The organism is Collimonas rhizosphaerae, assembly GCF_038896935.1.
Lineage (GTDB): Bacteria > Pseudomonadota > Gammaproteobacteria > Burkholderiales > Burkholderiaceae_D > Collimonas > Collimonas rhizosphaerae.
In genome coordinates this window covers 129,518-153,256 of the sequence record NZ_JBANDC010000002.1, presented here as the reverse complement: position 1 = coordinate 153,256, position 23,739 = coordinate 129,518, and the positions used below count along the sequence as shown (strand labels likewise).

Sequence of the window (23,739 nt, the reverse complement as noted above, 5' to 3'; positions counted from 1 at the left end):
CCGTTGGTTTTAATGAAAATCCGTGCTTGTTTTTTTATGGCTGCTGCAGGCTGTCGTGGCGCGTCTCGCGCATGCACAGCACCGCGCCCAGGCTGAGCGCCGCGGCCACCGATACATAGGCGCCGACATACCCCAGGCCGCCGCGCTGCGCCAGCAGTTGCGCGATATAAGGTGCAACCGATGCGCCCAGGATGCCGCCGATGTTGTACGACACGCCGGCGCCGGTATACCGTACGCTGGTGGGAAACAGCTCCGGCAACAAGGCTCCCATGGGCGCGAAGGTCACTCCCATCAGGAACAGGAAGATGATCAGGAACAAGGCGATCGCCGCCATGTTGCCGCTGCCGAACAGCGGCTGCATGGTGAAGCCCGCGGCGATCGCTGCCAGCGTGCCGGCGATCAGCACTGGGCGCCGGCCGAAGCGGTCGCTGGCGATGGCTGAGAATGGCGTCGCCAGCGCCATGAACACTACCGCCAGGCACAGCAGCGCGAGGAATTCCTGGCGCGGGATATGCAGGGTGCCGACACCGTAAGACAGCGAAAACACAGTCGCAATATAGAACAAGGTGTAGCAGACAATCATTGCCACCGAACCCAGCATCACCGGACGCCAGTGGTGCCGGAACAGGGTGACTGCCGGCACCTTCACGCGTTCGCGCTTCTCCAGCGCCGCGGCAAATACCGGCGTTTCAGCGATCTTCAGCCGCACATACAAGCCCAGCACCACCAGTACCGTGCTGAAAATGAACGGGATGCGCCAGCCCCAGCTCTTGAACTGTTCATCCGACAGGCTCAAGGCCAGGGCAAGGAACAGGCCATTCGCCATCAGGAAACCGACGGAAGGGCCAAGCTGCGGGAACATGCCGTACCTGCCGCGTTTCCCCGGCGGTGCATATTCGGTCGCCAGCAGCGCCGCGCCGCCCCATTCGCCGCCCAAGCCTATGCCTTGGGCAAAACGCAGCACGCACAGGAGGACAGGCGCCGCCGCACCGATAGAGTCGTAACCCGGCAGGAAGCCGATCAGCGTGGTGGCGACGCCCATCACCAGCAGCGAAAGCACCAGCGTGGATTTGCGTCCGATGCGGTCGCCGAAATGGCCGAACAGGAAAGCGCCGACCGGCCGTGCGATAAACGCGATGCCGAAGGTGACGAAAGCCGACAGCGCTTGCGCCGTCGGCGAGTCATGCGGGAAAAATACCGAGCCGATGACCAGCGCCGCCGCGGTTGCGTAGACGTAGAAATCGTAGAATTCTATGGCGGTGCCGATGAAACTGGCGAAGATCACGCGCCTGGCGCTGTTCTGCGCCGGTGCTGGGGCAGATGTGATTTGCTGCGATGCTGCGCTCATCGTTTCTCCTCATTTTTTTAGTTTGAGATCCAAGCATAGCCGAGATGAGGCGGAAGCGACACTGTTGCAGATTCGGCCAGCTAGGCCAGCGGCGCCGGCAGGCGCTCCAGCACGCGCACCTCGGAATCGAAAATGATCCAGGCCTGCACCACAAAGCCGGCCAGCGCCAGCACCAGGCAGGCCGGTTCGCCCCAGCGCGCGCCGACCAGGCCGCCGAGGGCGGCGCCGATCGGCCGCGCGCCGGTGTTGACCGTCAGGAAAATCGCCGATACCCGTCCCAGCATGGCGCCCGGCGTGACAGTCTGGCGCAGCGTGGCGGAGGTGATGACCCAGATGATCGGACCAACGCCGAACAGGAAAAACGACAGGGCCGCCAGGATGCCGCTCGGAACCGCAAGCGTCGCCACCATTGTCGATGCGGCCAGCACCGAGATCGCCGGGCCGATCTGGATTGCGCGGCCGAACGGCAGCCTGGCCACTATCCGCGGCGTCAGCAGGGCGCCCACCATCATGCCGACGCCATACGCGCCAAGCGTCATGCCGACCGCGCTGGCGCTCAGTCCGAGCTTGCGTACCGCATAGGGCACATAGGCAGCCTGCAGCACGAACCAGGAGATGTTCCAGGCCACCGCGGTCAGCAGGATCGGCCGCAGCAGCTTGTCGCGCCAGACCATGTGGGCGCCGTCGCGCAGCTCCAGCAGGGGATGGCGCGGCGCCGCCGGTGCGCGTTGCGGCTCGCGCAGCTGCAACAGCAGCGCCACGCCCGAGCCGGACAGGATGGCCGCCAGCACGAACGCGGTCGAGGCGCCGGCCCATGAAGTCAGCGCGCCGCCGAGAGCGGGACCGGCGGCAAAGGCAGCGCTGCGGGCCAGTTCCAGCCGGCCGTTGGCTTTCGCCAGCAGCTCGCGTCCTACCAGCGCCGGCACGATGGCCGGGGCGGCGACGCTGAAACCGACAGTGCCGACGGCGCCGATGAAGCCGAGCACCGCCAGCAATCCGATCGACAGGTGATTCGACAGGAGCGCCGCCAGCACGCCCAGCAAGGCCAGCATGCGCAGCGCCTCGGCGGTCACCATCAGGCGTTTGCGCGAGGTGCGGTCGGCCAGCAGGCCGAACGGGATCGACAGCAGCAGGAACGGCAGCGATTGCACCGCGGCCAGCGTGCCGATTTCGCCCGGTCCGGCGCCGAGTATCAGCACCGCCATGATGGGCGTCGCCGCCAGGCTGAGTTGTTCGGCCGATTGCGCGGCAAGATTGGACCAGGTGAGGGCGACCAAAGAACGGGGAAGGGCGTGCGGAAGTGGTGACGTCATGATTCTTGTGGTTTTCTTGGGGAACGGTAGTGTCGCGCCGTTTCCGGCAGCGGACACCCCGTTTCTTGGCGCGCAATTCGCCTGCGCGCGGATGGACTAGCGGCGCTGCGGCGTGAGCACGCTAGGCAATGCCTTGGCCAGCGTTTCCGGATAGTCCTGGCTGTAGTGCAGGCCGCGGCTTTCATGGCGCGACAAAGCGCTTTCGACGATCAGCGACGCCACCTGCACCAGGTTGCGCAGCTCCAGCAAATCGCGGCTGATGCGGAAGTGCGCATAGTATTCATCGATTTCTTCCTTGAGCAAACGGATCCGGTGCTGGGCACGCTCCAGGCGTTTGTTGGTGCGCACGATGCCGACGTAATTCCACATGAAGCGGCGCAGTTCGTCCCAGTTGTGGGAGATCACGACTTCCTCGTCGGCATCCGTCACGCGGCTTTCGTCCCAGGCCGGCAGCGGGATAGCTTTCGGCTTTTCTTGCTGGGCGATGAACTTGGCGGTGGCGCGGCCGATCACCACGCATTCCAGCAGTGAATTGCTGGCCAGGCGGTTGGCGCCGTGCAGGCCGGTGTAGGCGGTTTCGCCAACGGCATACAAGCCGGGCAGGTCGGTGCGGCCGTTCAGGTCGGTAACGATGCCGCCGCAAGTGAAGTGGACCGCCGGCACCACCGGGATCGCCTGCCTGGTGATGTCGATGCCGAGCTCCAGGCAACGCGCATAGATGGTCGGGAAGTGTTCTTTCAGGAATTCCGGCGACTTGTGGGTGATGTCGAGGTCGACATGGTCCAGGCCGCGCTTCTTCATCTCGAAGTCGATCGCCCGCGCCACCACGTCGCGCGGCGCCAGTTCGGCACGCTCGTCGTGGGCCGGCATGAAGCGCATGCCGGCGTCGGCGCCTTCGGTATCCGGCAGCTTGAGCACGCCGCCTTCGCCGCGTATCGCTTCGGTGATCAGGAACGATTTGGCGTACGGGTGGTACAGGCAGGTCGGATGGAACTGGATGAATTCCATGTTGGCGACCCGGCAGCCGGCGCGCCAGGCCATGGCGATGCCGTCGCCGGTGGCGCTGTCGGGATTGGTGGTGTACAGGTAGACCTTGCCGGCGCCGCCGGTGGCCAGCACCGTGTGGTTGGCGGCCAGGGTCAGCACCTTGCCGGTCTTGACGTTCTTGGCGTACAGGCCAAGGCAGCGCGGCGCCGTATCGCCTGTCGCTACCTTCTTGGAGGTGATCAGGTCGATTGCGTAGTGATCTTCCAGCAGCGTGATGTTGGGATGGGCGCGCACCTTTTGTTCCAGCGTCACCTGCACCGCATGGCCGGTAGCATCGGCGGCATGGATGATGCGGCGCTGGCTGTGGCCGCCTTCGCGCGTCAGGTGGAAGCCCAGCTCGGCGCTGGAATCGGGGGTGAAGGGCACGCCCTGTTCTATCAGCCATTCGATGGCGGCGCGGCCGTTTTCGACGATGAAGCGGGTGGCGCTTTCGTCGCACAGGCCGGCGCCGGCGACCAGGGTGTCGTTGATATGCTGTTCGTGGCTGTCGCCGGAATCGAGCACGGCGGCGATGCCGCCCTGGGCCCAGTTGCTGGCGCCGTCGAGCAGCGCGCGTTTGGAGATGACTGCAACCTTGTTGTTCTCGGCAAGGTGCAGCGCGACCGACAGGCCGGCCAGGCCGCTGCCGATGATGGCGACATCGAATTTCATGGTGGATGCTTGGTTATGCCCTGACGGGACCTTATTGTTTTAATCCGGACCGCCCCAAGGATCTGGGGCGATGTCTCTACTACCCTCTGCTACCGTGCTGCCGTGCCGTTAATTATTCCACGATTACCGGTTTGACTTTGGCGGCGGCCTGTTTGGCCCTGATGCGCGCGGTCTCGACGTCGTCGGCGGTGGCCAGCGCCACGCCCATGCGCCGGCGGGCGAAAGATTCCGGCTTGCCGAACAGGCGGATATCCACGCCCGGCACGCGCAGCGCATCGGCCACGCCTTCAAAGGCGATGCCTTTGGCGTCGTGCTGGCCGTAGATGACGGCCGATGCCGCCGGGCTGCGCAAGGTGACATTCACCGGCAGGCCCAGGATCGCCTTGGCGTGCAGTTCGAATTCGCTTTGCTGCTGGCTGGCCATGGTCACCATGCCGGTGTCGTGCGGACGCGGGCTGACTTCGGAGAACCAGACCATCTCGTTCTTGACGAACAGTTCGACGCCGAACAGGCCGAGGCCGCCCAGGTTGTCGGTGACTTTCTTGGCGATATCGCGCGCCTTGAGCAGCGCTTCCGGATGCATCGGATGCGGCTGCCAGGATTCGACGTAATCGCCTTGCACCTGGATGTGGCCGATCGGTTCGCAGAAATGGGTGGCGATGCTGCCGTCCTGCTGCAGAGCGCGCACCGTCAGCAGCGTGATCTCATAATCGAAATCGATGAAACCCTCGACGATGACACGTCCCGAATCGACCCGGCCGCCGGCGGCGGCATAGGCCCAGGCGGCTTCGATTTCATCGGCGCTGTCGAGCTTCGACTGGCCTTTGCCGGAGGACGACATGACCGGCTTGATCACGCACGGAAAGCCGATCGCCGCGCAAGCGGTTTTCAGTTCGTCCAGGTTGTTGGCGAAACGGTAGGGCGAAGTCGCCAGCGCCAGCGTCTCGCCAGCCAGGCGGCGTATGCCTTCGCGGTTCATGGTCAGCCAGGCGGCGCGCGCGGTGGGTATTACGGTGACCTTGCCGGCGGCTTCCAGCGCGACCAGGGTTTCGGTGGCGATTGCTTCAATTTCCGGCACGACCAGGTCAGGCTGTTCTTGCGCAATCAACGCTTCCAGCGCCGCGCCGTCGGCCATGTTGATCACGTGTGAACGGTGCGCGACCTGATGGCCGGGAGCGTTCGGGTAACGGTCAACGGCAATCACTTCGACGCCGAGCCGCTGCAGCGAGATGATGACTTCCTTGCCGAGTTCGCCGGAGCCTAGCAGCATGACCTTGGTGGCGGAAGGGGAAAGCGGGGTGCCGATTCTGGTGGGTGTCTTCATATTGGAAAGGAGCTGCGGCGCCTGGTTGCCCTGCGCCGCGAATTTGCTGTTAGTCGTTGATGGGTGAGGTGGGTGATGACGGTGAAAAATTCGCAAAGAGGATATTTTATCGTTGGCCAGCGCCTGACAATAGCAAATATCAGGACGCAAGGACAGTTGGCAAAATGAAAAAAGCCGCCAGAATCATCTGGCGGCTCTTCCGGCGCTGCTCAGGCATAGCCGTAAGCATATGCCATATCGTTCATTAGCGCTCGGCTTGGTAAATATCGTAGTCCTTGGTTTCCTTGATAAACAGCATGCCGATGACGAAAGTGGCTGCCGCGATGATGATCGGATACCACAGGCCATAGTAGATGTCGCCCTTGAACGCCACCAGCGCAAAAGCAGTGGTTGGCAGCAAACCGCCGAACCAGCCGTTGCCGATGTGGTAAGGCATGGACATCGAGGTATAGCGGATGCGGGTAGGGAACATTTCCACCAGCATCGCCGCAATCGGGCCGTACACCATGGTCACGTAGAGCACCAGGATGAACAGCAGCAACAGCACCATCGGCTTGTTCATCTGATCCGGATCGGCTTTGCTTGGATAACCTGCGCCTTTGATGTCGCCGGCCAGTTCTGCCGAGAATGCCTTGTCCTTGGCCGCGGCATCTTCTTTCGACAAGCCTTTGGCGTCATACGAAGTCAGGATCTTTTCGCCGATCTTGATGGTGGCAACCGAACCAGGAGCGCCGACGACGTTTTCATAGTTCACCGAAGCCGCCGACAGCTTGGCCTTGGCGATATCGCAAGACGATGTGAATTTCTTGGTGCCGGTAGGGTTGAACTGGAATTGGCAAGTGGCAGGGTCGGCAGTGACGATCACCGGTGCGCTCTTGAGCGCTGCTTCCAGCGCCGGGTTGGCGTAGTGGGTCAAACCGGAAAAGATCGGGAAGTAGGTCAGCGCTGCAATCAGGCAGCCGGCCATGATGATCGGCTTGCGGCCGATCTTGTCGGACAGCGTACCGAAGATCACGAAGAACGGTGTGCCCAGCAGCAGGGCCAGCGCGATCAGGATGTTGGCAGTCGACATGTCGACCTTCAGCGATTGTGTCAGGAAGAACAGGGCATAGAACTGGCCGGTGTACCAGACCACGGCCTGGCCGGCAGTCAGGCCGATCAGGGCCAGGATCACCAGTTTCAGGTTTTTCCATTTACCGAAAGCTTCCGTCAGCGGCGCTTTGGAAGTCTTGCCTTCAGCCTTCATCTTGGCGAAAGCCGGCGACTCATTCATCGACAAGCGAATCCAGACCGAGACCGCCAGCAAGATGACCGAGACCAGGAAAGGAATGCGCCAGCCCCATGAAGAAAATGCTTCTTCTCCGACGGCGCTGCGGACACCCAGGATCACCAGCAGCGACAGGAACAGTCCCAGCGTTGCGGTAGTCTGGATCCAGGAGGTGAATGCGCCGCGCTTATCGTCTGGCGCGTGTTCAGCGACATAGGTCGCCGCACCACCGTACTCGCCGCCCAGCGCCAGACCTTGCAGGATGCGCAAGGTGATCAGGATGATAGGGGCGGCAATGCCGATGGTGGCGTAGTTTGGCAGGATGCCGACAATGAAGGTCGAGGCGCCCATGATCAGGATCGTCACCAGGAAGGTGAATTTGCGGCCGATCATGTCGCCCAGGCGGCCGAACACCAGCGCGCCGAAAGGACGCACGATAAAGCCCGCGGCAAACGCCAGCAAGGCGAAGATGAAACCGGTGTTTGGATCGGTGCCGGAGAAGAACTGCTTGGCGATGATGGCCGCCAGCGAGCCGTACAGGTAAAAGTCATACCATTCGAATACGGTGCCCAGCGACGAGGCAAAGATGACTTTGCGCTCCTCCGGTGTGATGCCCCGTGCAGCAGGTTTCAGCCCGCCTGCGGTAGGTTGTATTGTGGCCATGCCGGTCTCCTTGATTATTTATATTTGGTACAGCTGTCTTGGAGTGTGCAGGCGAAACCTTACGCGGGACTTGCTTGAAACTTACGACAAACTTACGGGATAGGGACGCTGGAAATGGAAAGTTGCTACCTGTCAACAATGACAGCTGTGCCGGCCTGCCGGAATCGCTACAATGGCTACGTCTTCTACAACTCTCCCCGAGTTTGGATTCAGCCCGTGACCGCAAGGTTCACGGGCTTTTTTTTTTCAGCTGCCTGGCATAGGTAAAACCGGCAATTGTCATAGGGCAGTCATACCGCCGTCATCTTAGGCGGGTAGCATACGAGGCGTTGATTTAGTGCTCACTTATAAAGCCCGGCCAGGGTTTTTCGAAGAGTGTTTTGCCATCAGCAGGTTGGCCGGTAGCCTCGATCACCGGCACCAGTTTTGTTGTCTCCGGATTAACCCGCTGCCGCAAGGTGCGCGGGTTTTTCGTTTTCCGGCCGCTATAATGTTTTGCCGCCTGCCCAGAATCGTTTAATCCTTCCAGCCCATGCAAATTCCAGCAGATGAAATGACCGAGATTGTTTTGCCGGAAATGCCGGACTCCATTTGCCGGGCCGGCTTGCGCTATACGGTCGACGCCGGACAGCTGGAGCGGCTGCAGGCCAGCGGCATAGTCCTGCCCGACACCATGGCTCGCGCGGTGCTGAAACGTCAGGTGGAGTTCGCCGCCGGCAGGTTTTGCGCTCGCGAAGCCTTGCAAAAGCTCGGCCACGACAGCCAGGCGACGCTCGCTATCGGCCAGCATCGGGCGCCGCTGTGGCCAACCGGCTACCTGGGTTCGATCAGCCATGGCGACGGGCTGGCGATTGCGGTGGCGGCCAGTACCCGGGACTGGCGCGGACTGGGAATCGATATTGAACGGATCCTTACCGACGAGGCGGCGCAGCCGTTGCATGAGCACCTGATGAAAGCGCCGGAGCTGGCCATGGGCGAGGCCGCCGGCCTGGCTCTCGGAGACTGGCTGAGCCTGGTTTTTTCGGCCAAGGAAAGCCTGTTCAAGGCGCTCTATCCATTTGTCGGCCGTTATTTCGATTTCCTGGATGCGGAAGTGTGCGAGTTGCAACAACAGCAATCCCGTCTCACGCTGAGGCTGGCGACGAGTTTGTCGCCCTCATGCGTCAAAGGCAGCCTGTACAGCATCCGCTATAGTTATTTCCCCGGCAATATCGCTACATTGTGCCTGCTCTGACAGTTGCCGCAACCGGCGCACGGTACTGGATATTTGCGGCGCGGCATCTATAATAAAAAGTCTTCCGGAGGTTTCTATGAAGGCTGCGAAAATCATCGAGATGTGGGGTAGGGCAAGTCGCCAGGTACCGCTCACCAGCGACGACGACATCGTACAGATGTTTGCCAACGAAATCGCAAAATTGTCTTACAAGCTGACAGAGGAAGAGTTGTTCCGGCTGATCGCGATAGGCGCACTGGTTTACCAGCGCGGATTCCGCGAATTCGACGGCAACATCATGGCGGACCTGCTGATCCGGACCCTGCGCGAGGGCGGACGAGCGTAGGGCGATTCCAATTCAATCCTGCTGGCCCAATGAAAAAGCCTGCGTCCTCACGGTGCGCAGGCTTTCATGATGCCGATCAAGGCAAGCGGCTAACGCGGCTCAGACCCGCACGATCTTTTCGCCAGTCTGGTCAATGACAAATTTTCCTTCCGCGTACGGAGTCAGCGCCCGTCCATCCGCCAGTTTGTAGATTTCCCGCCCGGGCAGGGAGGCGACGGTGCCGTTTGCGGTGGCTCTTTCAATCGAGTCTTTATAGCACTCGACATGATAGGCGTTCCCTGTTTCTTTGCCTTTGGCGTCGAATTTTTCTGTTAAATCCATAAGTGTCTCCTTGTGCGCGAGGTTGGAATACCTGCGGTAACGATACCAGATTTTATTTAACGATTGTAGCAATCGATGCGTTCATCCGGCGCTGCGTCCGCCCGCGTGGCCGCTATCCATTGCCGCTATCCGTTGCGGCGCGTACCATGAGGGTCGCAGCATGGTAAATTCTACAGAGGAAGCAGTAATGAACGACGGTTTGACAAGAGATGAATACGACGCCCTGGAGCAGATCCACAAGGGGACGCACGGCAGGGTGAGCGCTTGCGTGGCACGCAATACCAAGCGCCTGGCGGGACTGAAGTACATTGCATATGAAAAGAACGGCGGCCTGTCATTGACCGAGAAAGGGCAGCAGACCTTGTTCATCAGGAACTGCATAGACGGCCTGCGCGCGGTGGCCAGCGATCCCGGCGCCAAGCTGGCGGCCGACGTCGCCATGTTCCTCGGCAAGAAAGGGCATGTCAGCGCCAGGCCGGCGGGCGACGGTTACGACATCACCGAAAAAGGACGGGAGTCCCTGGCGGATATCGATTCTTCGGCGGCCTGAACGGCGATACCGGCGGGCCGTAAGTTATGCCCGTGGTATCAAGTTTGTGCGCTTAGCAAAAAATCATATAAATCAAACACTTGATTAAAATTCTTGATGGTTATCCACAGGACTGTCCACAATTTCTGTGGGTAACTTTCGGTCCATCATGCAATTGAAAGAGAAACCCATGCTGAACATAGGTCTTTTAGGCTACGGCTTTGCCGGCGCCACCTTCCACGCGCCGCTGATCGGACACTCGGGCCGCACCGCAGTCAGCGCGATTGCCAGCAGCCAGGCCGAGGCTGCCGCCCAAGCCTGGCCGGAAGCGCGGATTGTTGCCGATCTCGACGCCTTGCTGGCCGATGGCGCGCTCGACTGCATCGTGATTGCTACCCCGAACGATACCCATTTTGAATTCGCCCGGCGCACGCTGGCTGCCGGCAAGCACGTGGTGGTCGACAAGCCGGTCACTCTGAGCGCAGAAGAGGCGCGCATCCTGGCGCGCACGGCCGCCGACAGCAAGCTGCTGCTGGCGCCGTTCCATAACCGGCGCTGGGACGGCGATTTCCGCACCGTGCAAGCGCTGATCGCCAGCGGCCGGCTTGGTCAGATCACGCATTTCGAGTCGCATTTCGATCGTTTCCGGCCTGCGGTACGGCAACGCTGGCGCGAGAATGCCTTGAATGGCGGCGGCCTGTTGTATGACCTTGGGCCGCATTTGGTCGACCAGGCGCTGACTTTGTTTGGCGCTCCGCAAAGCGTCAACGCGACTATCGGCGCCTACCGCGAACAGGCCAAGGCGGAGGATTACGTCCACCTGCAGCTCGGCTATGCCGACAAACAGGTAGTCCTGCATGCCAGTGCCCTGAGCGCTCTGGAGGCGCCGCGGTTCACGATCCACGGCCGCCGCGGCAGTTACCTGAAAACCGGGCTCGACAGCCAGGAAGACCAGCTCAAGGCCGGCTTGCGTCCCGGGCAGCCGGGCTGGGCCAAAAACCCGCCTGGCTTGATCCGGGAAGTGGAAGGTGAACTTGACCTGCGCGGCGAACTGGCTACCTTGGACGGCGCTTATGTCGAGTTTTATCGCGCGCTGGCCGCCTCGATCCAGGACGGCGTGCCGTTTCCGGTCACGGCGGACGCCGCCGTCAGTGTTGCCGAAATCCTGGAACTGGCGCGCCAAAGCGCCATGGAAGGGCGTCGCCTGCCCTATGCGGCGACCGGATGGTAACGCTATCATCCATGTGAATAACTGATATGCGTTAAATAAATTGGCTGTCCGCGGACCGTCTCTATATAGTTACACCTGTCTCCTCCAACACCTCCTAAGGTTTGGATTCAAGCCCGCACCGAAAGGTCTGCGGGCTTTTTTTTGTCCGCCGTATTTGCGGGAAATAGGCTGCACAGGACTTTAGCTTGCACTGCCGGGCAGATCTGTGTATAATTCAAAAATTGCCTGTAACGCATAAAGCGATACGGGCCAATACAAGAGTAGATTCGTTACACGTCGGGGCCACTTTCCAGATAGGACTGGGTTTCGGGAATCTTCTCCTGTATTGATGAATGTATGAATACATAAGCCTGCTTACCTCACGGTCGCAGGTTTTTTTGCGTCTGGATACCGTATTTTTACTATATTGCACTGCGCCATATTTCAATTTATAGTGGATTTGTCTCCTCCAACCCCCTATGGTTTGGATTCAGCCCGCGCCGCAAGGCTCTGCGGGCTTTTTTTTGCCCATCAGAAAGGCGAGACTAGCCCGGCCCCTTGACGACAAGGCGCCGGCGACGATTTGTTGTCACTTCTTGACGTTAACTATCACGTGCCTGTGACAGCTTGCCGCGGCTCAATGGTGTGGCTTGATCGTCCGGCTGCGCTGCAAGCGGGCATCGGAGCGGGCATTGCGGTTGTAAGTCGACAGGAAGCCGCGCGTCTTCAGTTCCTTGTGCAGCAGGAACAAGGCAAGCAGGACGGCAAAAGTGACGGAGGCGAGGATGATTAACATTTTTTGTCTGTTTCCCTGGGTGATGCCCGATACCAGCAAAATTCGCGCCAGGCGTCGCCGTTTCCCTGGCTGGCCGTGTCAGCGCGCCATCAGGGTATCCAGCAGCCAGCTGCCGGCTGGTCCCAGTCCGCGTTGGCGCGACCAGACCGCGTCGACCTGTATGCTTTTCGGCCAGCCGCGCACCTGCAGCTCAAGCAGGCTGTTGGCGGCAAACCGTTTGGCCAGCCAGTACGGCAATTCGGCCCAGCCGAAACCCAGTTCCGTCATTTCCAGCAGCAGCAGGTAGCTGGACGCCGTCCAGCATTTGCCGCGGCGGCGCTGCACAGGCTCGTCGGCATAGGTGCTCAGGCGCAGCTCGCGCGCACCGTGCAGCATCTCGCTGGAGATGTGCGCGGCTTTTGCCAGCGGATGCTGCTTGCCGACATACAGGCCGATGGCGGAACGGTCCGGCACCGATTCGAAGCCGATATCCGGCGGATAGTCCGGCTGCGCCGCCACCAGGCCGAGGTTGGCGCGTCCTTCCTGCACCAAAGAAACCACGTCGTTGCGCTCCGCAATCATGCATTCCAGTTCCAGCTCCGGGTAGCGTTGCTCGAAACTGGTGAGGATATGTTCGAAGCGGTCCGACTGGTAAGTATCGGACAGCACCAGGGTCAGCTGCGGCTCCAGTCCACCCGCCAGCCGGTGCGCCGAGCGTTCGAGGCGATCGGCAGCTTCAATCACGTGCTGCGCGTGGACCAGCATGGCCCGGCCTTGCTCGGTCAGCGTCGGGCGGCGGGTGCGGCGGTCGAACAGCGTCAGTCCGAGGTCTATTTCCAGGTTGGCGATTGCCTCGCTGACGGTGGACTGCTGCTTGCCCAGCTTGCGTGCCGCCGCCGAGAACGAACCCAGTGTGGCGGCCTCGACAAACATGAACAGGGTTTCCAGTGAGTGGCGCATGGCGTACTCGCTCCTATATATCGGTTTATCCGATGGTTATAGATTTTATAGTATCAAGTAAATCGAAGAAAATAGCTTCATCAGAGTTTTCTGAAGCAATGGAGGCAATATGAACACGCATAAAACCTGGACCGAACGCGCCATTCACGCGCTGATATTTGAAGTGCTGGCGGTAGGCATGACCGCACCCGTCTTGTCATGGGTGATGAAGATACCGATGGCGCATGCGGGTTTGCTGACGCTGATGATTTCGCTGGTGGCGATGACCTGGAACATGATTTTCAACAGCCTGTTCGACCGTATCGAGCGCCGCTGGCACCTGGTCCGCACCATGGCCATGCGGGTGGTGCACGCTACCGCATTCGAAGCCGGGCTGGTGGCGATCGTGGTGCCGCTGGTGGCATGGTGGCTGGACATGAGCCTGCTCGATGCGCTGTTCCTCGATATCGGCCTGCTGCTTTTTTTCCTGCCTTATACCTTCGTTTTCAACCTGGCGTACGACAAGCTGCGTGCTTCCTTGCTGAAGAAGCGCACGTTTGCCGGCATGTGACGATCCAGCGCATGCATGTATTGCATGCGCAGCAGCGAAGCAACCAGGTCCGGTTTGGGATTATTGGAAATAGCCGCTGCCGATAACCAGCGGCTTGCCGACGATGCCGGCGCCGATCAGGCGCCGTGCGACGCCTTCGATTTTTGTCTGGAAGGCGCGATAGGTATCGAGCAGGTCGAGCTTGGGATCTTTCGAATGCGACAGGTCTGATAGTGTGGTTGCCGGCACCAGGCACTGGTACTGCTGGAATTCGACCGTCACCGAAAACAAGATGCCGGCGTTGGTCAGGCGAGGTGCGGCGAGTACGTTGTCCATCATGGTCTCCACGATAAAGCGGTTGCGCAGAGTCAGACGGGATCGATAGGGCAGGCTATCTGGCTGCTTATCCATGGTGCCCTGAAACCGGCCGGCTTGCAAGGACAATACAGAAGCGGCGTTTTGGGTAGTGCAGATTTGTTATGGCCTTGCCGCGGATCAGGCATGCGGGCCATTTTTGCGCCGCCGCCGTGAAAAAGCCGCCGGGCCCGTGAGGCGCGGCGGCTTGCGCACAGCGGTTGCAGCCGATGCAGGATCAGTGCGCCATGCAGTAGCCGTCCAGTTCCAGCAACAGCTGCTGTTTCGCCGCAGCCGGCAGGAATGTCGCTTCAAACGCATTCCGCGCCAGCATCACCAGTTCGGTGCGGCTCAAGCGCAGCGATGCCGCCACCGCCAGGAAATTGGCGTTCATGTAGCCGCCGAAATAGGCCGGATCGTCGGAGTTGACGGTGACCGCCAGGCCGGCGTGCAGCATGCGCGCCAGGTTGTGCTTGCGCATGTCGTCGACCACGCACAGCTTGAGGTTGGACAGCGGGCATACCGTCAGCGGAATGCGTTGCTGCGCCAGCCGCTTCATCAGGGCCGGATCTTCCTCGCTGCGCACGCCGTGGTCGATGCGTTCTACATGCAATACGTCGAGCGCGTCCCTGACGTATTCCGGCGGGCCTTCCTCGCCGGCGTGGGCCACCAGGTGGAACCCGAGTTCGCGGCAGCGCGCGAAGACGCGGGCAAATTTTTCCGGCGGGTTGCCGCGTTCGGCCGAATCCAGGCCGATGCCTATCCACAGGTCGCGATACTGGGCGCGCAGGGGCAGCGCTTCTTCCAGGGTAGCGAACGCTTCCTCTTCCGACAAATGGCGCAGGAAGGACATGATCATGGCGCTGCTGAAGCCGTGCTTGTCGCGCGCTTCGCGCAGAGCGCGGGCGATGCCGGCGAATACGACCTCGATGCTGATGCCGCGTTCGGTATGGGTCTGCGGATCGAAGAAAATTTCGGAGTGGCGCACGTTGTCTGCCCGCGAGCGGGCGATGTACGCCATCGTCATGTCATAAAAATCCTGTTCGGTCTGCAGCACCGCGGCGCCGGCGTAATACAGGTCGAGAAACGATTGCAGGTCGGTGAAAGCATAGGCGGCGCGCAGTTCTTCCACGGAAGCGTAGGGCAGTTCGACATTGTTACGTTGCGCCAGCGAGAACAGCAATTCAGGTTCCAGCGTGCCTTCGATATGCAGGTGCAGTTCCGCTTTCGGCAAACCTTCGATAAAGGAAACCAGATCGGCTGCGAGCGGCGGGGTGGTGCTGATTGAATTCATGTGTACTTCCATGGTTAAACAGGAGCAAATCAGGAGCTGACCCTCAATTTTACAGAATTGCGGGCAGCTCCTTCCGTTCCCCGATTTCCAGCCGGCTTTTTTCAGTGCGAAGCGCCCAGGAATTGCTGCAGTTCGAGTGTCTTGGGATTGGCAAAAATCTCTTCCGGCGGGCCGATTTCGTGCACTTTGCCTTGATGCATGAATACCACGCGATCGCAGACTTCGCGGGCAAACCGCATTTCATGGGTCACCATCAGCAGCGTCATGCCTTCCTCCGCCAGGCCGCGCACGACCGTCAGCACTTCGTTGACCAGCTCCGGGTCGAGCGCGGAGGTGATTTCGTCGCACAGCAGGGCCTGCGGCTGCATCGTCAGCGCGCGTGCGATCGCCACCCGCTGCTGCTGGCCGCCCGACAGCTGGTCCGGGTAGGCGTCGAATTTTTCAGCCAGGCCGACCCGCGCCAGGTTCTCCTGTGCCGACTTGCGTGCCTCGCCTTCTGTGGTTCCCTTGACGATCATCGGCGACAGCATCACGTTGCGGCCGACAGTCAGGTGCGGAAACAGGTTGAACTGCTGGAAGATCATGCCAACCTTCAGGCGCAGCGCCCGCAGCTCCAGCTCGGTCTTGCCCAGGTGTGCGCCGGCGACGCTGATATTGCCTTCATCGATGCTTTCCAGGCCGTTGATACAGCGCAGCAAGGTACTCTTGCCGGAACCGCTTTTGCCGATGATGGCGATCACTTCACCGGCTTCGACATCGAGCCGGATGCCTTTCAGCACCTGGTTGTCGCCGAAGCTTTTTTTTACATTGTCAATGGCGATTAGCGGCATTGTATTTCCTTTCCAGAGACTGGCTGTATTTGGACAGCGGCCAGCACAGCGCAAAATACATCAGCGCCACCAGTGCATACACGGTGAACGGCTGAAACGTGGCGTTGGTGATCATGGTGCCGGCTTTCGACAGTTCGACGAAGCCGATGATGGAGGTGACCGCGGTGCCTTTGACGATCTGCACGCTGAAGCCGACCGTAGGCGGAATCGCGATGCGCAAGGCTTGCGGCAGGATCACGTGGCGCATCTGCTGCATGTAGCTCATGGCCAGGCATGACGATGCTTCCCACTGGCCGCGCGGAACGGCGTCGACGCAGCCGCGCCAGATTTCCGCCAGGTAGGCGCTGCTCCAGCAAGTCAGCGCCAGCGCGGCGGCGAGCCAGGCCGGCACTTCCAGGCCGAACAGGGCGAGCCCGAAAAACGCCAGGAACAGCTGCATCAGCAAGGGCGTGCCCTGGAACAGCTCGATGTACATCTTGGTCAGGCGGCGCAGCCAGGCTTGCTTTGATGTCCGCATGAACAGGATGATCAATCCCAGCAGGCCGCCCAAGGCAAACGACGCCAGCGACAGCAACACGGTCCAGCGCAGCGCCAGCAGCAGGTTGCGGACGATGTCCCAGACAGAGAATGAAATCATGTGGCCTCCTTGGCCGCGGGCCGGCCGAACAGCCGGTCGCCGATCAGGCGCAGCAGCTGCCGCAAGCCGATCGCCAGCAGCAGGTAGATCGCGGTAGACAGCAGGTAAGATTCAAACGAGCGGAAATTGCGGCCCTGGATGAAGTTGGCTGCATACGCCAGTTCTTCCACCGCAATCTGTGAACATACGGCCGAGCCGAGCATCACGATCACCACCTGGCTCGACAGCGCCGGCCAGATTTTTTGCAGGGCGGGGGGCAGGATCACATGCCGGAATATCTGCATCCTGGTCATCGCCAGGCTCAAGCCGGCTTCGACCTGGCCGCGGGCGACGGCGGCGATGCCGGCGCGGATGATTTCGCAGCTGTAGGCGCCGAGGTTGATCACCATCGCCAGCACCGCCGCTTCCATCTCGCCGATCTGCAGGCCTATCCCCGGCAGCCCGAAGAAAATGAAGAACAGCTGGATCAGGAACGGCGTGTTGCGGATCAGCTCAACGTAGGCGCTGACCAGCGGCCGCAGCCAGCGCGGTCCCTGGGTGCGGGCCCAGGCGCCGAAGATGCCGACGGCAACGCCCAGCACGCCGCCGATAGCGATCAGTTCGATCGTCACCAGCACGCCTTTGATCAGCACGGCAGGGTAGTCGAACGGCGCCAGGAAATCGAAGTGATAACTCATGTCTCGCCTTAAGCTAGTCGATGCGGCAAGCAGCGCTTACAGGTTGGCCGGCAAAGGCAGGCCCAGCCATTTCACGCTCAGTGCGTTCAGCTCGCCGTCCTTCTTGGTCTGCGCCAGGATGGCGTTGACCTTGTCGAGCAGTTTCGGTTCGTCCTTGTTGAGGCCGATCGAGCATGGCGAATTCTTGATCAGGAATTTTGTTTCCGGTTTCTTCGGTGGATGCTTGGCGATGATCGCGGCGGCCACCACGTTGCCGGTCGCTACCAGCTGCACCTGGCCGGAAAGGAAGGCGCTGATGGTGCCGTTGTTGTCTTCATAGCGCTTGATGGTGGCGCTGGCGGGAGCGATCTTGGTCAGTTCCAGGTCTTCCACCGCGCCGCGGGTCACGCCCACGGTCTTGCCGGCCAGGTCGGCCGCGCTGCTGACTTTCTGGTCGGCGCCGCCGAACACGCCGTTATAGAAAGGAGCATAAGCGTCGCTGAAGGCGATGACTTTTTCCCGCTCCGGATTTTTACCGAGGCTGGAAATGATCAGGTCGACTTTTTTGGTTTGCAGGTAGGGCACCCGATTGGCGCTGGTAACCGGGATCAGTTCGATCTTGACGCCCATTTTCTTGGCGATCAGGGTGGCTACGTCGATATCCAGGCCTTGCGGCTTGAGATCGCTGGTGACCGAACCGAACGGCGGGAAGTCTTGCGGCACGGCGACCCTCAGTACGCCGCTCTTGACGATGTCCTCGAGCGCATCGGCCCGCGCAGTGCCGCTGAACAGGGTGGCAGCAGCGGCCAAGGCGAGCAAAATTTTTGGGAACTTCATGTTAAAACTCCTTTAGCGGGGGTGATGTTGCAAAGTCGGCATTCTCGGAAAGCGGGGCCAGCGCCTGTCGTAGCGGCGACAGGGAATCGCTGCGCAGCGATTGGTCCAGGCCTGCTTCGACATTGCATAAATGGTTGTGCATCAGTTGTTCCGCCTGCTCCAGGTCGCCGGCTTCCAGCGCGGCGACGATGCCGACGTGTTCGGCGCAGGATTGCCTGGCGTGGTGCGAAGACTGGTATTGCATGGCGGTCAAGGTAGTGCGGGTAGTGAGGTCGCGCAGGGTGTCGGCCAGCAAGGTGTTGCCGAACGATTCGCACAGGCAGACGTGGAAATCGCCCAGCAGGAAGCTGCGCGAGGCGACATCGTCGCCTTCCAGCGCCGCTTGTTCACGCTCGACATGCTGGCGCAGTTTGCGGATGGCGTCGGCGCTGATCGGCCGCGCATGGCGCAGCAGCCCCAGCTCCAGCACACGGCGCGCTTCGAAAGCATCGCGCGCATCTTCCGGGGTCGGTTCGATCACATACCAGCCGCGGCGGGCGCTGACGGTGACGATGCCGCGCGTCACCAGGCGCGTCAAGGCTTCGCGGATCTGGGTGCGGCTGACGCCGAACAGTTCCGCCAGCTGCTGCTCGCCCAGCCGCGTGCCGGGCGCCAGTTTGCGCGCCAGCATCGCTTCGGTAATCCGTTCGGCGATCTGGGTGGACGATTTGGCGGTGGCGGTCATGCTGACGTATCAGCAAGTCGTATGCCAGGCGGCCGCCGGGACTGATGCACTGATCTGATATACAAGATTGGTGTATCAGTTCACCAAGTTGGCAAGCACTGCCGATTATTGTCACCAAAAGGGGGAGCGGCTGCGCTTTTTTGGCACGCGCCTGACATCCGCAAGACATTGTCCGCGCTGATATAAAATCGGAAACATCCATCAATACTGAACCAGGACCAGGAACATGACTCAGATAGTGAATGCCGAATTTGCCAATCCCCGCCACGCCAGCGCCATCGTGGAACTGCTGGACGGCTACGCCATGGACGCCATGGGCGGCGGCCGGCAGCTCGCCGATTTCGTCAAAAGCAACCTGATTGCCGCCATCAGCAAAAGGAGCGATGTCCACGTGGTGCTGGCTTTTGTCGACGACGAGCCGGCGGGAGTGGCGATCTGCATCGAAGGATTTTCGACGTTTGCCTGCCAGCCGCTGCTCAATATCCACGACCTGGCGGTCGCCGCCAAATTTCGCGGGCGCGGGATTTCGAAGAAGCTGCTGGCGCAGGTGGAGCAGGTAGCGCTTGGCCTGGGCTGCTGCAAGATCACGCTGGAAGTGCTGGAAGGCAACAAGCTGGCCCAGGCACTGTACAAGTCCACCGGGTTTGCCGGCTACGAACTCGATCCGGCCATGGGCAAAGCCATGCTGATGCAAAAGAAACTCTAGTCCGGCGCCGGTCCAGATCAAGGAAGCGGCGCCGGATTCGACCAACCGATGAGGGCCATGGATGAACCTGAGCATTTTCCCTGAACTGCAATACCTGGAGACCAGCCTCTACGTCGTTGGCGCAGCCCTGCTGGCGGCGTTGCTGGCCGGCTTGCTGCACCGTGCGGGCATCATGCTGCTGCGGCGGCTGGCAGGCAACCGGCCCTACATCGCCAACGCCAGTTTTATCGCGTATCACGCCAGCCGGGTGTGCCTGATCCTGTTCGCGGTGCGCCTGGTGCTGACCGGGGCGCCGGACGAGACACCCTGGCTGGTGCCGCTGTCCTGCCTGACCTCGGTGGCGCTGATCATCGCCTTGACCTGGCTGGCGATGCGCTGCATCCGCGCGTTAAGCGCCACCGTGGTCCAGCTCAATCCCGTCAGCGCCGCCGACAACCTGAAAGCCCGCCGCATCCTGACCCAGACCAGGGTGCTGACGCGCAGCGCTTACTTCATTGCCGCGCTTCTCGGCCTGGGTTTCGCCTTGCTGACCTTGCCCGGCGCCCGCCAGTTCGGCGCCAGCCTGCTTGCCTCGGCGGGGGTGGCGGGCCTGGTGGCCGGCATCGCGGCGCGGCCGGTGCTGGGGAATTTCATCGCCGGCATGCAGATTGCGTTTTCGCAGCCGATCCGCATCGACGACGTCTTGATCGTCAAGGGCGAATGGGGGCGGGTCGAGGAAATCACCGGCACTTTCGTGGTGGTGCGGATCTGGGATGAAAGGCGCATGATCGTGCCCTTGCAATGGTTTATCGAAAACCCCTTCGAAAACTGGACGCATAAATCCTCGACCATCCTCGGCACGGTTTTCCTGTGGCTGGATTTCGCTGTCCCGGTGCCCGCCGTGCGCGCCGAATTCGAGCGCATATGCAAGCAGTCTCCTTTGTGGGACGGCCGGGTCTGCGTGCTGCACGTGACCGACGCCAGCGAGCGCGCCATGCAGCTGCGGCTGCTGGTCAGCGCCAAGGATTCCGGCACCGCCTTCGACCTGCGCTGCGCCATCCGCGAAGCCATGCTCGCTTTCATCGCGCAGCAGTACCCGGGCAGCCTGCCAAGGCTGCGTGCGGCGCTCGATGCCGAACCGGCCAAGGCGGCCGGTTCCAGCATAGAGCAGCCCGCCGCCTCCAGCTAGCCGGTATTGCGCAAGCCGGCGGCGATGCCGTTGATGCTCAGGTGGATGCCGCGTTTCACCCGTTCTTCCGTCGTGCGGCCGGCCGCGGTCACGCTACGGTGGCGCTTGATCAGTTCGACCTGCAAGTGATTCAGCGGATCGAGGTAGGCGAAGCGGTTCTTGATCGAACGCGCCAGCAGCGGATTGCCCGACAGGCGGTCCTTGGAGCCGGTGATGGCTGACAGGATGCTGCTGGTGCGTTCGTGTTCATCGACGATGCGCTTGAAGATGCTGTTGCGCAGCTTGCGGTCGGTGACCAGTCCGGCATAGCGCGAGGCCACCGCCAGGTCGGTCTTCGACAGCACCATGTCCATGTTCGACAGCAGGGTGGCGAAGAACGGCCATTCCTTGTACATGGCGCGCAATGTCGCCAGCTTCGGGGCCTTGAGCTTGCTGTCCTTGCCTTCCTCGAGCCAGCTTTCGATGGCGCTGCCGAAGCCGTACCAGCCCGGCAGCAGCAAACGGCACTGCCCCCACGAAAAGCCCCACGGAATCGCCCGCAAGTCTTCGATGCGGCGCGTCGATTTGCGCGAGGCAGGGCGCGAGCCGATGTTCAGTTCGGCGATCTCGGCGATCGGCGTCGCTGCAAAGAAATAGTCGGTGAAGCCGGGAGTTTCATAGACCAGGTTGCGGTAGGACTGGTAAGCGCGCTCGGACAGCCCATCCATCAGCTGCTCGAATTCGCCCAGCCTCTTGGCCTGCTTGGCGTCGGCATTGTTGGGCATCAGGCTCGCTTCCAGCGTCGCCGCCACCAGCAGCTCCAGGTTGCGGCGGCCGATTTCCGGATTGGAGAACTTGGAAGCGATGATCTCGCCCTGTTCGGTCAGGCGGATCTGGCCGTTGACGGTGCCCGGCGGTTGCGCCAGGATCGCCTGGTAGCTCGGGCCGCCGCCGCGGCCGACGGTGCCGCCGCGGCCATGGAACAGGCGCAGCTTGACGCCGGCGCGGTCAAACACGCGCACCAGCTGGATCTCGGCCTTGTACAGCTCCCAGTTGGAAGTCAGGAAACCGCCGTCCTTGTTGGAGTCGGAGTAACCCAGCATGACTTCCTGCAGCTTGCCTTGCCTGGCGATCAGCCGTTCCACCGGCGGCAAGGCCATGAACTGCTCCATGATCGCGGCGGCGCGGCGCAGGTCGGGAATGGTTTCGAACAGCGGAATCACCATCACGTCCAGCGCGCCGGGCATGGCTTTGCCGGCGGCCGAGGCAGTCGTCGATGCAGGCCGCAGCAAGCCGGTTTCCTGTTGCAGCAGCAGGACTTCCAGCAAATCGGATACGGTCTCTGTATGGGAAATGATGTAGTTGCGGATCGAGCGCGCGCCGTAGCGCTGGCGCATCTCGCCGGCGGCGCGCAGGATCGACAGTTCGGAGACGGTTTCGTCGGAATAGCTGATGTAGGGCGAGTACAGCAGGCGCGGCTTGGCCAGTTCGGCCAGCAGCAGGTCGATCTTCTGTTCTTCGCTGAGCTTGTCGTAAGCGCCTTCTACCTGGGCCTGGGCGAACAGTTCGGTCAGTACCCGTTCGTGGACATCGGAACTCTGGCGCATGTCGAGCGAAGCCAGGTGGAAGCCGAAAATCTCGGAAGCGCGCTTGAGCGTCGCCAGCCGCGGCTTGACCAGGGCGCTGCCGTGATGGGCGCGCAGCGAGTCTTCGACGATCTGCAATTCCTGGGTGAATTCCTGCGGTGTCGCGTAGTGGTCGGCGGCGCCGACTTCCTGGCGCAGGATGTTGGTGGCGCCGAGTTCGCGCGCGGTCGAGGCCAGCCGCGCATAAATCCCGATCAGGGCGCGGCGGTAGGGTTCGTCGGCGCGATGGTCCGAGGTGTCGGGTGAGCTTTCCGCCAGCGCCAGCAGTTCCTGGTTGACGCTGACCATCAGGGTCGAGACCGACAGTTCCGCGCCCAGCGCATGCACTTCTTCCAGGTAAAAATCGAAGATGGTGGTCGATTGCCGCGACAATGCGCGTTGCATGGTGCCGGCGTTGACGTTGGGATTGCCGTCGCGGTCGCCGCCGATCCAGCTGCCCATCTGCACGAAGGGCGCCAGTTCAGTACTAGCGCCGGGCTGGCGGGCGCGGGTCGGGAACTGGGTGGCGATTTCGCCTTCGATGTCGTCGTACAGCGCCGGCAGTTCACGCAGGAAGGTGATGCGATAGTAGGACAACGCATTCTCGATTTCATCGGCTACCGTCAGCTTGGTATAGCGCAGCATCCGGGTTTGCCACAGGGTGGCGATGCGGCCGCGCAGCAGTTCGGTGTTGTCGCGCAGTTCTTTCGCGGTCAACGGCCGGTCGCGCTCGGCCAGCAGGCGGGCGATTTCGCGTTCCGCATCAAGGATGCTCTTGCGCTGCACTTCGGTCGGATGCGCCGTCAGCACCGGTGAAATCAGGGCGTCTTTCAGGAAACTGCGCACGGTGGCGCCGGAGACGCCGGCGTCATCCAGTTTGCTCAGGGCGTGGGCGACGCTGCCCGGCTGCGCCGCGGAGCCGGCCAGCAGGTGGGCGCGGCGGCGCCGGTTGTGGTGCTGGTCTTCGGCGATATTGGCCAGGTGCGAAAAATAGGAAAACGCGCGCACCACCGAGTTGGTCTGGTCGCGGGTGAGTTTCTTGAGCAGCTTGTCGAGGTCGGCGCCGGCCTGCGGATCCGATTCGCGGCGGAAGCGCACCGCCGTCTGGCGTATGGTTTCTACAACTTCAAATACCGCGTCGCCCTCCTGATCGCGCAGCACGTCGCCCAGCAGGCGGCCCAGCAGGCGGATATCTTCTTTGAGCGGAGCATCTTTATTGGGGGCGGGTTTTTTTACCTGGACAGCAGAATTCAATTGTTTTGCCATAATGAACGAGTGCAATCAGCTTTTCTGGGGTGGGGGACGAAGGGTTTGAAACTTGTCAAGCGGGCGCTGTCTATATAAGTCTTTTGATATAAGCTGAACTGAGGCAGTGCGCCGGAACAGTACGCAGCGCATGCTAAAATCCAGTGCGCTGCTTGGTGTAGTGTTAC

The 23,739-nt window shown here is 61.3% G+C and carries 23 protein-coding genes; 7 read left to right on the top strand and 16 right to left on the bottom strand.

Translation table 11 applies throughout. The features are described from left to right. Window positions 1-34: 34 nt before the first annotated feature. From V8G57_RS03175 to V8G57_RS03155, 5 genes are all read right to left on the bottom strand, one after another. Entirely contained in the window at window positions 35-1,348 is a 1,314-nt protein-coding gene (locus V8G57_RS03175; protein WP_342828172.1) for an MFS transporter, read from the bottom strand. An 80-nt stretch (window positions 1,349-1,428) separates the two neighbouring features. Then, window positions 1,429-2,661 carry an MFS transporter gene (locus V8G57_RS03170; RefSeq protein ID WP_342828171.1) on the bottom strand — a complete coding sequence of 411 codons (1,233 nt, stop codon included), beginning with the start codon at window positions 2,659-2,661 and terminating at the stop codon, window positions 1,429-1,431. A 96-nt stretch (window positions 2,662-2,757) separates the two neighbouring features. Then, entirely contained in the window at window positions 2,758-4,359 is a 1,602-nt protein-coding gene (nadB, locus tag V8G57_RS03165) for an L-aspartate oxidase (RefSeq protein ID WP_092398511.1), read from the bottom strand. Window positions 4,360-4,471: 112 nt separating this feature from the next. Beyond that, window positions 4,472-5,683, bottom strand: a complete 1,212-nt coding sequence (gene purT, locus V8G57_RS03160; protein ID WP_342828170.1) for a formate-dependent phosphoribosylglycinamide formyltransferase — start codon at window positions 5,681-5,683, stop codon at window positions 4,472-4,474. A gap of 244 nt (window positions 5,684-5,927) precedes the next feature. After that, window positions 5,928-7,613 (bottom strand): MFS transporter, encoded by a 1,686-nt coding sequence (locus V8G57_RS03155; protein ID WP_342828169.1) that lies wholly within the window; start codon window positions 7,611-7,613, stop codon window positions 5,928-5,930. Between the two features lie 553 nt (window positions 7,614-8,166). Here V8G57_RS03155 and V8G57_RS03150 point away from each other — a divergent pair. Then, entirely contained in the window at window positions 8,167-8,847 is a 681-nt protein-coding gene (locus V8G57_RS03150; protein ID WP_342828168.1) for a 4'-phosphopantetheinyl transferase family protein, read from the top strand. 76 nt (window positions 8,848-8,923) lie between these two features. Beyond that, a complete protein-coding gene (locus tag V8G57_RS03145) occupies window positions 8,924-9,172 on the top strand; it encodes a hypothetical protein (RefSeq protein WP_092398503.1) in 249 nt (82 codons plus the stop codon). 99 nt (window positions 9,173-9,271) lie between these two features. Here the strand turns inward: V8G57_RS03145 and V8G57_RS03140 are convergent, their stop codons facing one another. After that, the gene (locus tag V8G57_RS03140) at window positions 9,272-9,493 is read right to left on the bottom strand and encodes a hypothetical protein (RefSeq protein WP_092398501.1); all 222 of its coding nucleotides are present in this window, start codon (window positions 9,491-9,493) and stop codon (window positions 9,272-9,274) included. 187 nt (window positions 9,494-9,680) lie between these two features. On the opposite strand from V8G57_RS03140, the gene V8G57_RS03135 reads away from it, so the two are divergent. Together V8G57_RS03135 and V8G57_RS03130 are read left to right on the top strand one after the other, a co-directional pair. Continuing rightward, window positions 9,681-10,043, top strand: coding sequence for a hypothetical protein (locus tag V8G57_RS03135; protein WP_342828167.1), 363 nt, complete (start codon window positions 9,681-9,683; stop codon window positions 10,041-10,043). 169 nt (window positions 10,044-10,212) lie between these two features. Further along, on the top strand, window positions 10,213-11,253 hold the full coding sequence (locus tag V8G57_RS03130; protein ID WP_342828166.1) for an oxidoreductase: 1,041 nt from the start codon (window positions 10,213-10,215) through the stop codon (window positions 11,251-11,253). A gap of 616 nt (window positions 11,254-11,869) precedes the next feature. Here the strand turns inward: V8G57_RS03130 and V8G57_RS03125 are convergent. After that, window positions 11,870-12,028: a hypothetical protein gene (locus V8G57_RS03125; protein WP_175501026.1), complete on the bottom strand. Its 159-nt coding sequence runs from the start codon at window positions 12,026-12,028 to the stop codon at window positions 11,870-11,872. A 78-nt stretch (window positions 12,029-12,106) separates the two neighbouring features. Further along, a complete protein-coding gene (locus tag V8G57_RS03120; RefSeq protein WP_342828164.1) occupies window positions 12,107-12,967 on the bottom strand; it encodes a LysR family transcriptional regulator in 861 nt (286 codons plus the stop codon). A 109-nt stretch (window positions 12,968-13,076) separates the two neighbouring features. On the opposite strand from V8G57_RS03120, the gene V8G57_RS03115 reads away from it, so the two are divergent. After that, entirely contained in the window at window positions 13,077-13,517 is a 441-nt protein-coding gene (locus V8G57_RS03115; protein WP_342828163.1) for a multidrug/biocide efflux PACE transporter, read from the top strand. 60 nt (window positions 13,518-13,577) lie between these two features. Here the strand turns inward: V8G57_RS03115 and V8G57_RS03110 are convergent, their stop codons facing one another. The 7 genes from V8G57_RS03110 to V8G57_RS03080 form a co-directional block, all read right to left on the bottom strand. Further along, window positions 13,578-13,907 (bottom strand): DUF1488 family protein, encoded by a 330-nt coding sequence (locus V8G57_RS03110; protein WP_092398491.1) that lies wholly within the window; start codon window positions 13,905-13,907, stop codon window positions 13,578-13,580. Window positions 13,908-14,088: 181 nt separating this feature from the next. Next, window positions 14,089-15,144, bottom strand: a complete 1,056-nt coding sequence (locus V8G57_RS03105; protein ID WP_342828161.1) for an adenosine deaminase — start codon at window positions 15,142-15,144, stop codon at window positions 14,089-14,091. 101 nt (window positions 15,145-15,245) lie between these two features. Next, window positions 15,246-15,974: an amino acid ABC transporter ATP-binding protein gene (locus V8G57_RS03100; protein WP_092398487.1), complete on the bottom strand. Its 729-nt coding sequence runs from the start codon at window positions 15,972-15,974 to the stop codon at window positions 15,246-15,248. Beyond that, window positions 15,955-16,611, bottom strand: coding sequence for an amino acid ABC transporter permease (locus V8G57_RS03095; protein WP_092398571.1), 657 nt, complete (start codon window positions 16,609-16,611; stop codon window positions 15,955-15,957). Before V8G57_RS03095 ends, V8G57_RS03100 begins: the two co-directional genes overlap by 20 nt. Beyond that, window positions 16,608-17,288, bottom strand: coding sequence for an amino acid ABC transporter permease (locus V8G57_RS03090; protein WP_342828159.1), 681 nt, complete (start codon window positions 17,286-17,288; stop codon window positions 16,608-16,610). The genes V8G57_RS03095 and V8G57_RS03090 overlap by 4 nt, the downstream gene beginning before the upstream one ends. Window positions 17,289-17,324: 36 nt before the next feature. After that, window positions 17,325-18,104 carry a transporter substrate-binding domain-containing protein gene (locus tag V8G57_RS03085; protein ID WP_092398483.1) on the bottom strand — a complete coding sequence of 260 codons (780 nt, stop codon included), beginning with the start codon at window positions 18,102-18,104 and terminating at the stop codon, window positions 17,325-17,327. Between the two features lies 1 nt (window position 18,105). Further along, complete coding sequence (locus tag V8G57_RS03080) at window positions 18,106-18,828, bottom strand: GntR family transcriptional regulator (protein ID WP_092398481.1); 723 nt, start codon at window positions 18,826-18,828, stop codon at window positions 18,106-18,108. Window positions 18,829-19,054: 226 nt separating this feature from the next. On the opposite strand from V8G57_RS03080, the gene V8G57_RS03075 reads away from it, so the two are divergent. Both V8G57_RS03075 and V8G57_RS03070 read left to right on the top strand, forming a co-directional pair. Then, window positions 19,055-19,534, top strand: a complete 480-nt coding sequence (locus V8G57_RS03075; protein ID WP_342828158.1) for a GNAT family N-acetyltransferase — start codon at window positions 19,055-19,057, stop codon at window positions 19,532-19,534. A gap of 61 nt (window positions 19,535-19,595) precedes the next feature. After that, window positions 19,596-20,702: a mechanosensitive ion channel family protein gene (locus V8G57_RS03070; RefSeq protein WP_342828157.1), complete on the top strand. Its 1,107-nt coding sequence runs from the start codon at window positions 19,596-19,598 to the stop codon at window positions 20,700-20,702. On the opposite strand, the gene ppc is transcribed toward V8G57_RS03070, so the two are convergent. Next, window positions 20,699-23,572, bottom strand: a complete 2,874-nt coding sequence (gene ppc, locus V8G57_RS03065) for a phosphoenolpyruvate carboxylase (RefSeq protein WP_342828346.1) — start codon at window positions 23,570-23,572, stop codon at window positions 20,699-20,701. The two genes, V8G57_RS03070 and ppc, sit on opposite strands and share 4 nt — an antisense overlap. Window positions 23,573-23,739: the final 167 nt, after the last annotated feature.

Excerpts from the sequence above, each read along its gene's own strand:
- V8G57_RS03175 (WP_342828172.1), bottom strand. The coding sequence starts at position 1,348 with ATGAGCGCAGCATCGCAGCAAATCACATCTGCCCCAGCACCGGCGCAG.
- V8G57_RS03170 (WP_342828171.1), bottom strand. The coding sequence starts at position 2,661 with ATGACGTCACCACTTCCGCACGCCCTTCCCCGTTCTTTGGTCGCCCTC.
- nadB (WP_092398511.1), bottom strand. The coding sequence starts at position 4,359 with ATGAAATTCGATGTCGCCATCATCGGCAGCGGCCTGGCCGGCCTGTCG.
- purT (WP_342828170.1), bottom strand. The coding sequence starts at position 5,683 with ATGAAGACACCCACCAGAATCGGCACCCCGCTTTCCCCTTCCGCCACC.
- V8G57_RS03155 (WP_342828169.1), bottom strand. The coding sequence starts at position 7,613 with ATGGCCACAATACAACCTACCGCAGGCGGGCTGAAACCTGCTGCACGG.
- V8G57_RS03150 (WP_342828168.1), top strand. The coding sequence starts at position 8,167 with ATGACCGAGATTGTTTTGCCGGAAATGCCGGACTCCATTTGCCGGGCC.
- V8G57_RS03145 (WP_092398503.1), top strand. The coding sequence starts at position 8,924 with ATGAAGGCTGCGAAAATCATCGAGATGTGGGGTAGGGCAAGTCGCCAG.
- V8G57_RS03140 (WP_092398501.1), bottom strand. The coding sequence starts at position 9,493 with ATGGATTTAACAGAAAAATTCGACGCCAAAGGCAAAGAAACAGGGAAC.
- V8G57_RS03135 (WP_342828167.1), top strand. The coding sequence starts at position 9,681 with ATGAACGACGGTTTGACAAGAGATGAATACGACGCCCTGGAGCAGATC.
- V8G57_RS03130 (WP_342828166.1), top strand. The coding sequence starts at position 10,213 with ATGCTGAACATAGGTCTTTTAGGCTACGGCTTTGCCGGCGCCACCTTC.
- V8G57_RS03125 (WP_175501026.1), bottom strand. The coding sequence starts at position 12,028 with ATGTTAATCATCCTCGCCTCCGTCACTTTTGCCGTCCTGCTTGCCTTG.
- V8G57_RS03120 (WP_342828164.1), bottom strand. The coding sequence starts at position 12,967 with ATGCGCCACTCACTGGAAACCCTGTTCATGTTTGTCGAGGCCGCCACA.
- V8G57_RS03115 (WP_342828163.1), top strand. The coding sequence starts at position 13,077 with ATGAACACGCATAAAACCTGGACCGAACGCGCCATTCACGCGCTGATA.
- V8G57_RS03110 (WP_092398491.1), bottom strand. The coding sequence starts at position 13,907 with ATGGATAAGCAGCCAGATAGCCTGCCCTATCGATCCCGTCTGACTCTG.
- V8G57_RS03105 (WP_342828161.1), bottom strand. The coding sequence starts at position 15,144 with ATGAATTCAATCAGCACCACCCCGCCGCTCGCAGCCGATCTGGTTTCC.
- V8G57_RS03100 (WP_092398487.1), bottom strand. The coding sequence starts at position 15,974 with ATGCCGCTAATCGCCATTGACAATGTAAAAAAAAGCTTCGGCGACAAC.
- V8G57_RS03095 (WP_092398571.1), bottom strand. The coding sequence starts at position 16,611 with ATGATTTCATTCTCTGTCTGGGACATCGTCCGCAACCTGCTGCTGGCG.
- V8G57_RS03090 (WP_342828159.1), bottom strand. The coding sequence starts at position 17,288 with ATGAGTTATCACTTCGATTTCCTGGCGCCGTTCGACTACCCTGCCGTG.
- V8G57_RS03085 (WP_092398483.1), bottom strand. The coding sequence starts at position 18,104 with ATGAAGTTCCCAAAAATTTTGCTCGCCTTGGCCGCTGCTGCCACCCTG.
- V8G57_RS03080 (WP_092398481.1), bottom strand. The coding sequence starts at position 18,828 with ATGACCGCCACCGCCAAATCGTCCACCCAGATCGCCGAACGGATTACC.
- V8G57_RS03075 (WP_342828158.1), top strand. The coding sequence starts at position 19,055 with ATGACTCAGATAGTGAATGCCGAATTTGCCAATCCCCGCCACGCCAGC.
- V8G57_RS03070 (WP_342828157.1), top strand. The coding sequence starts at position 19,596 with ATGAACCTGAGCATTTTCCCTGAACTGCAATACCTGGAGACCAGCCTC.
- ppc (WP_342828346.1), bottom strand. The coding sequence starts at position 23,572 with ATGGCAAAACAATTGAATTCTGCTGTCCAGGTAAAAAAACCCGCCCCC.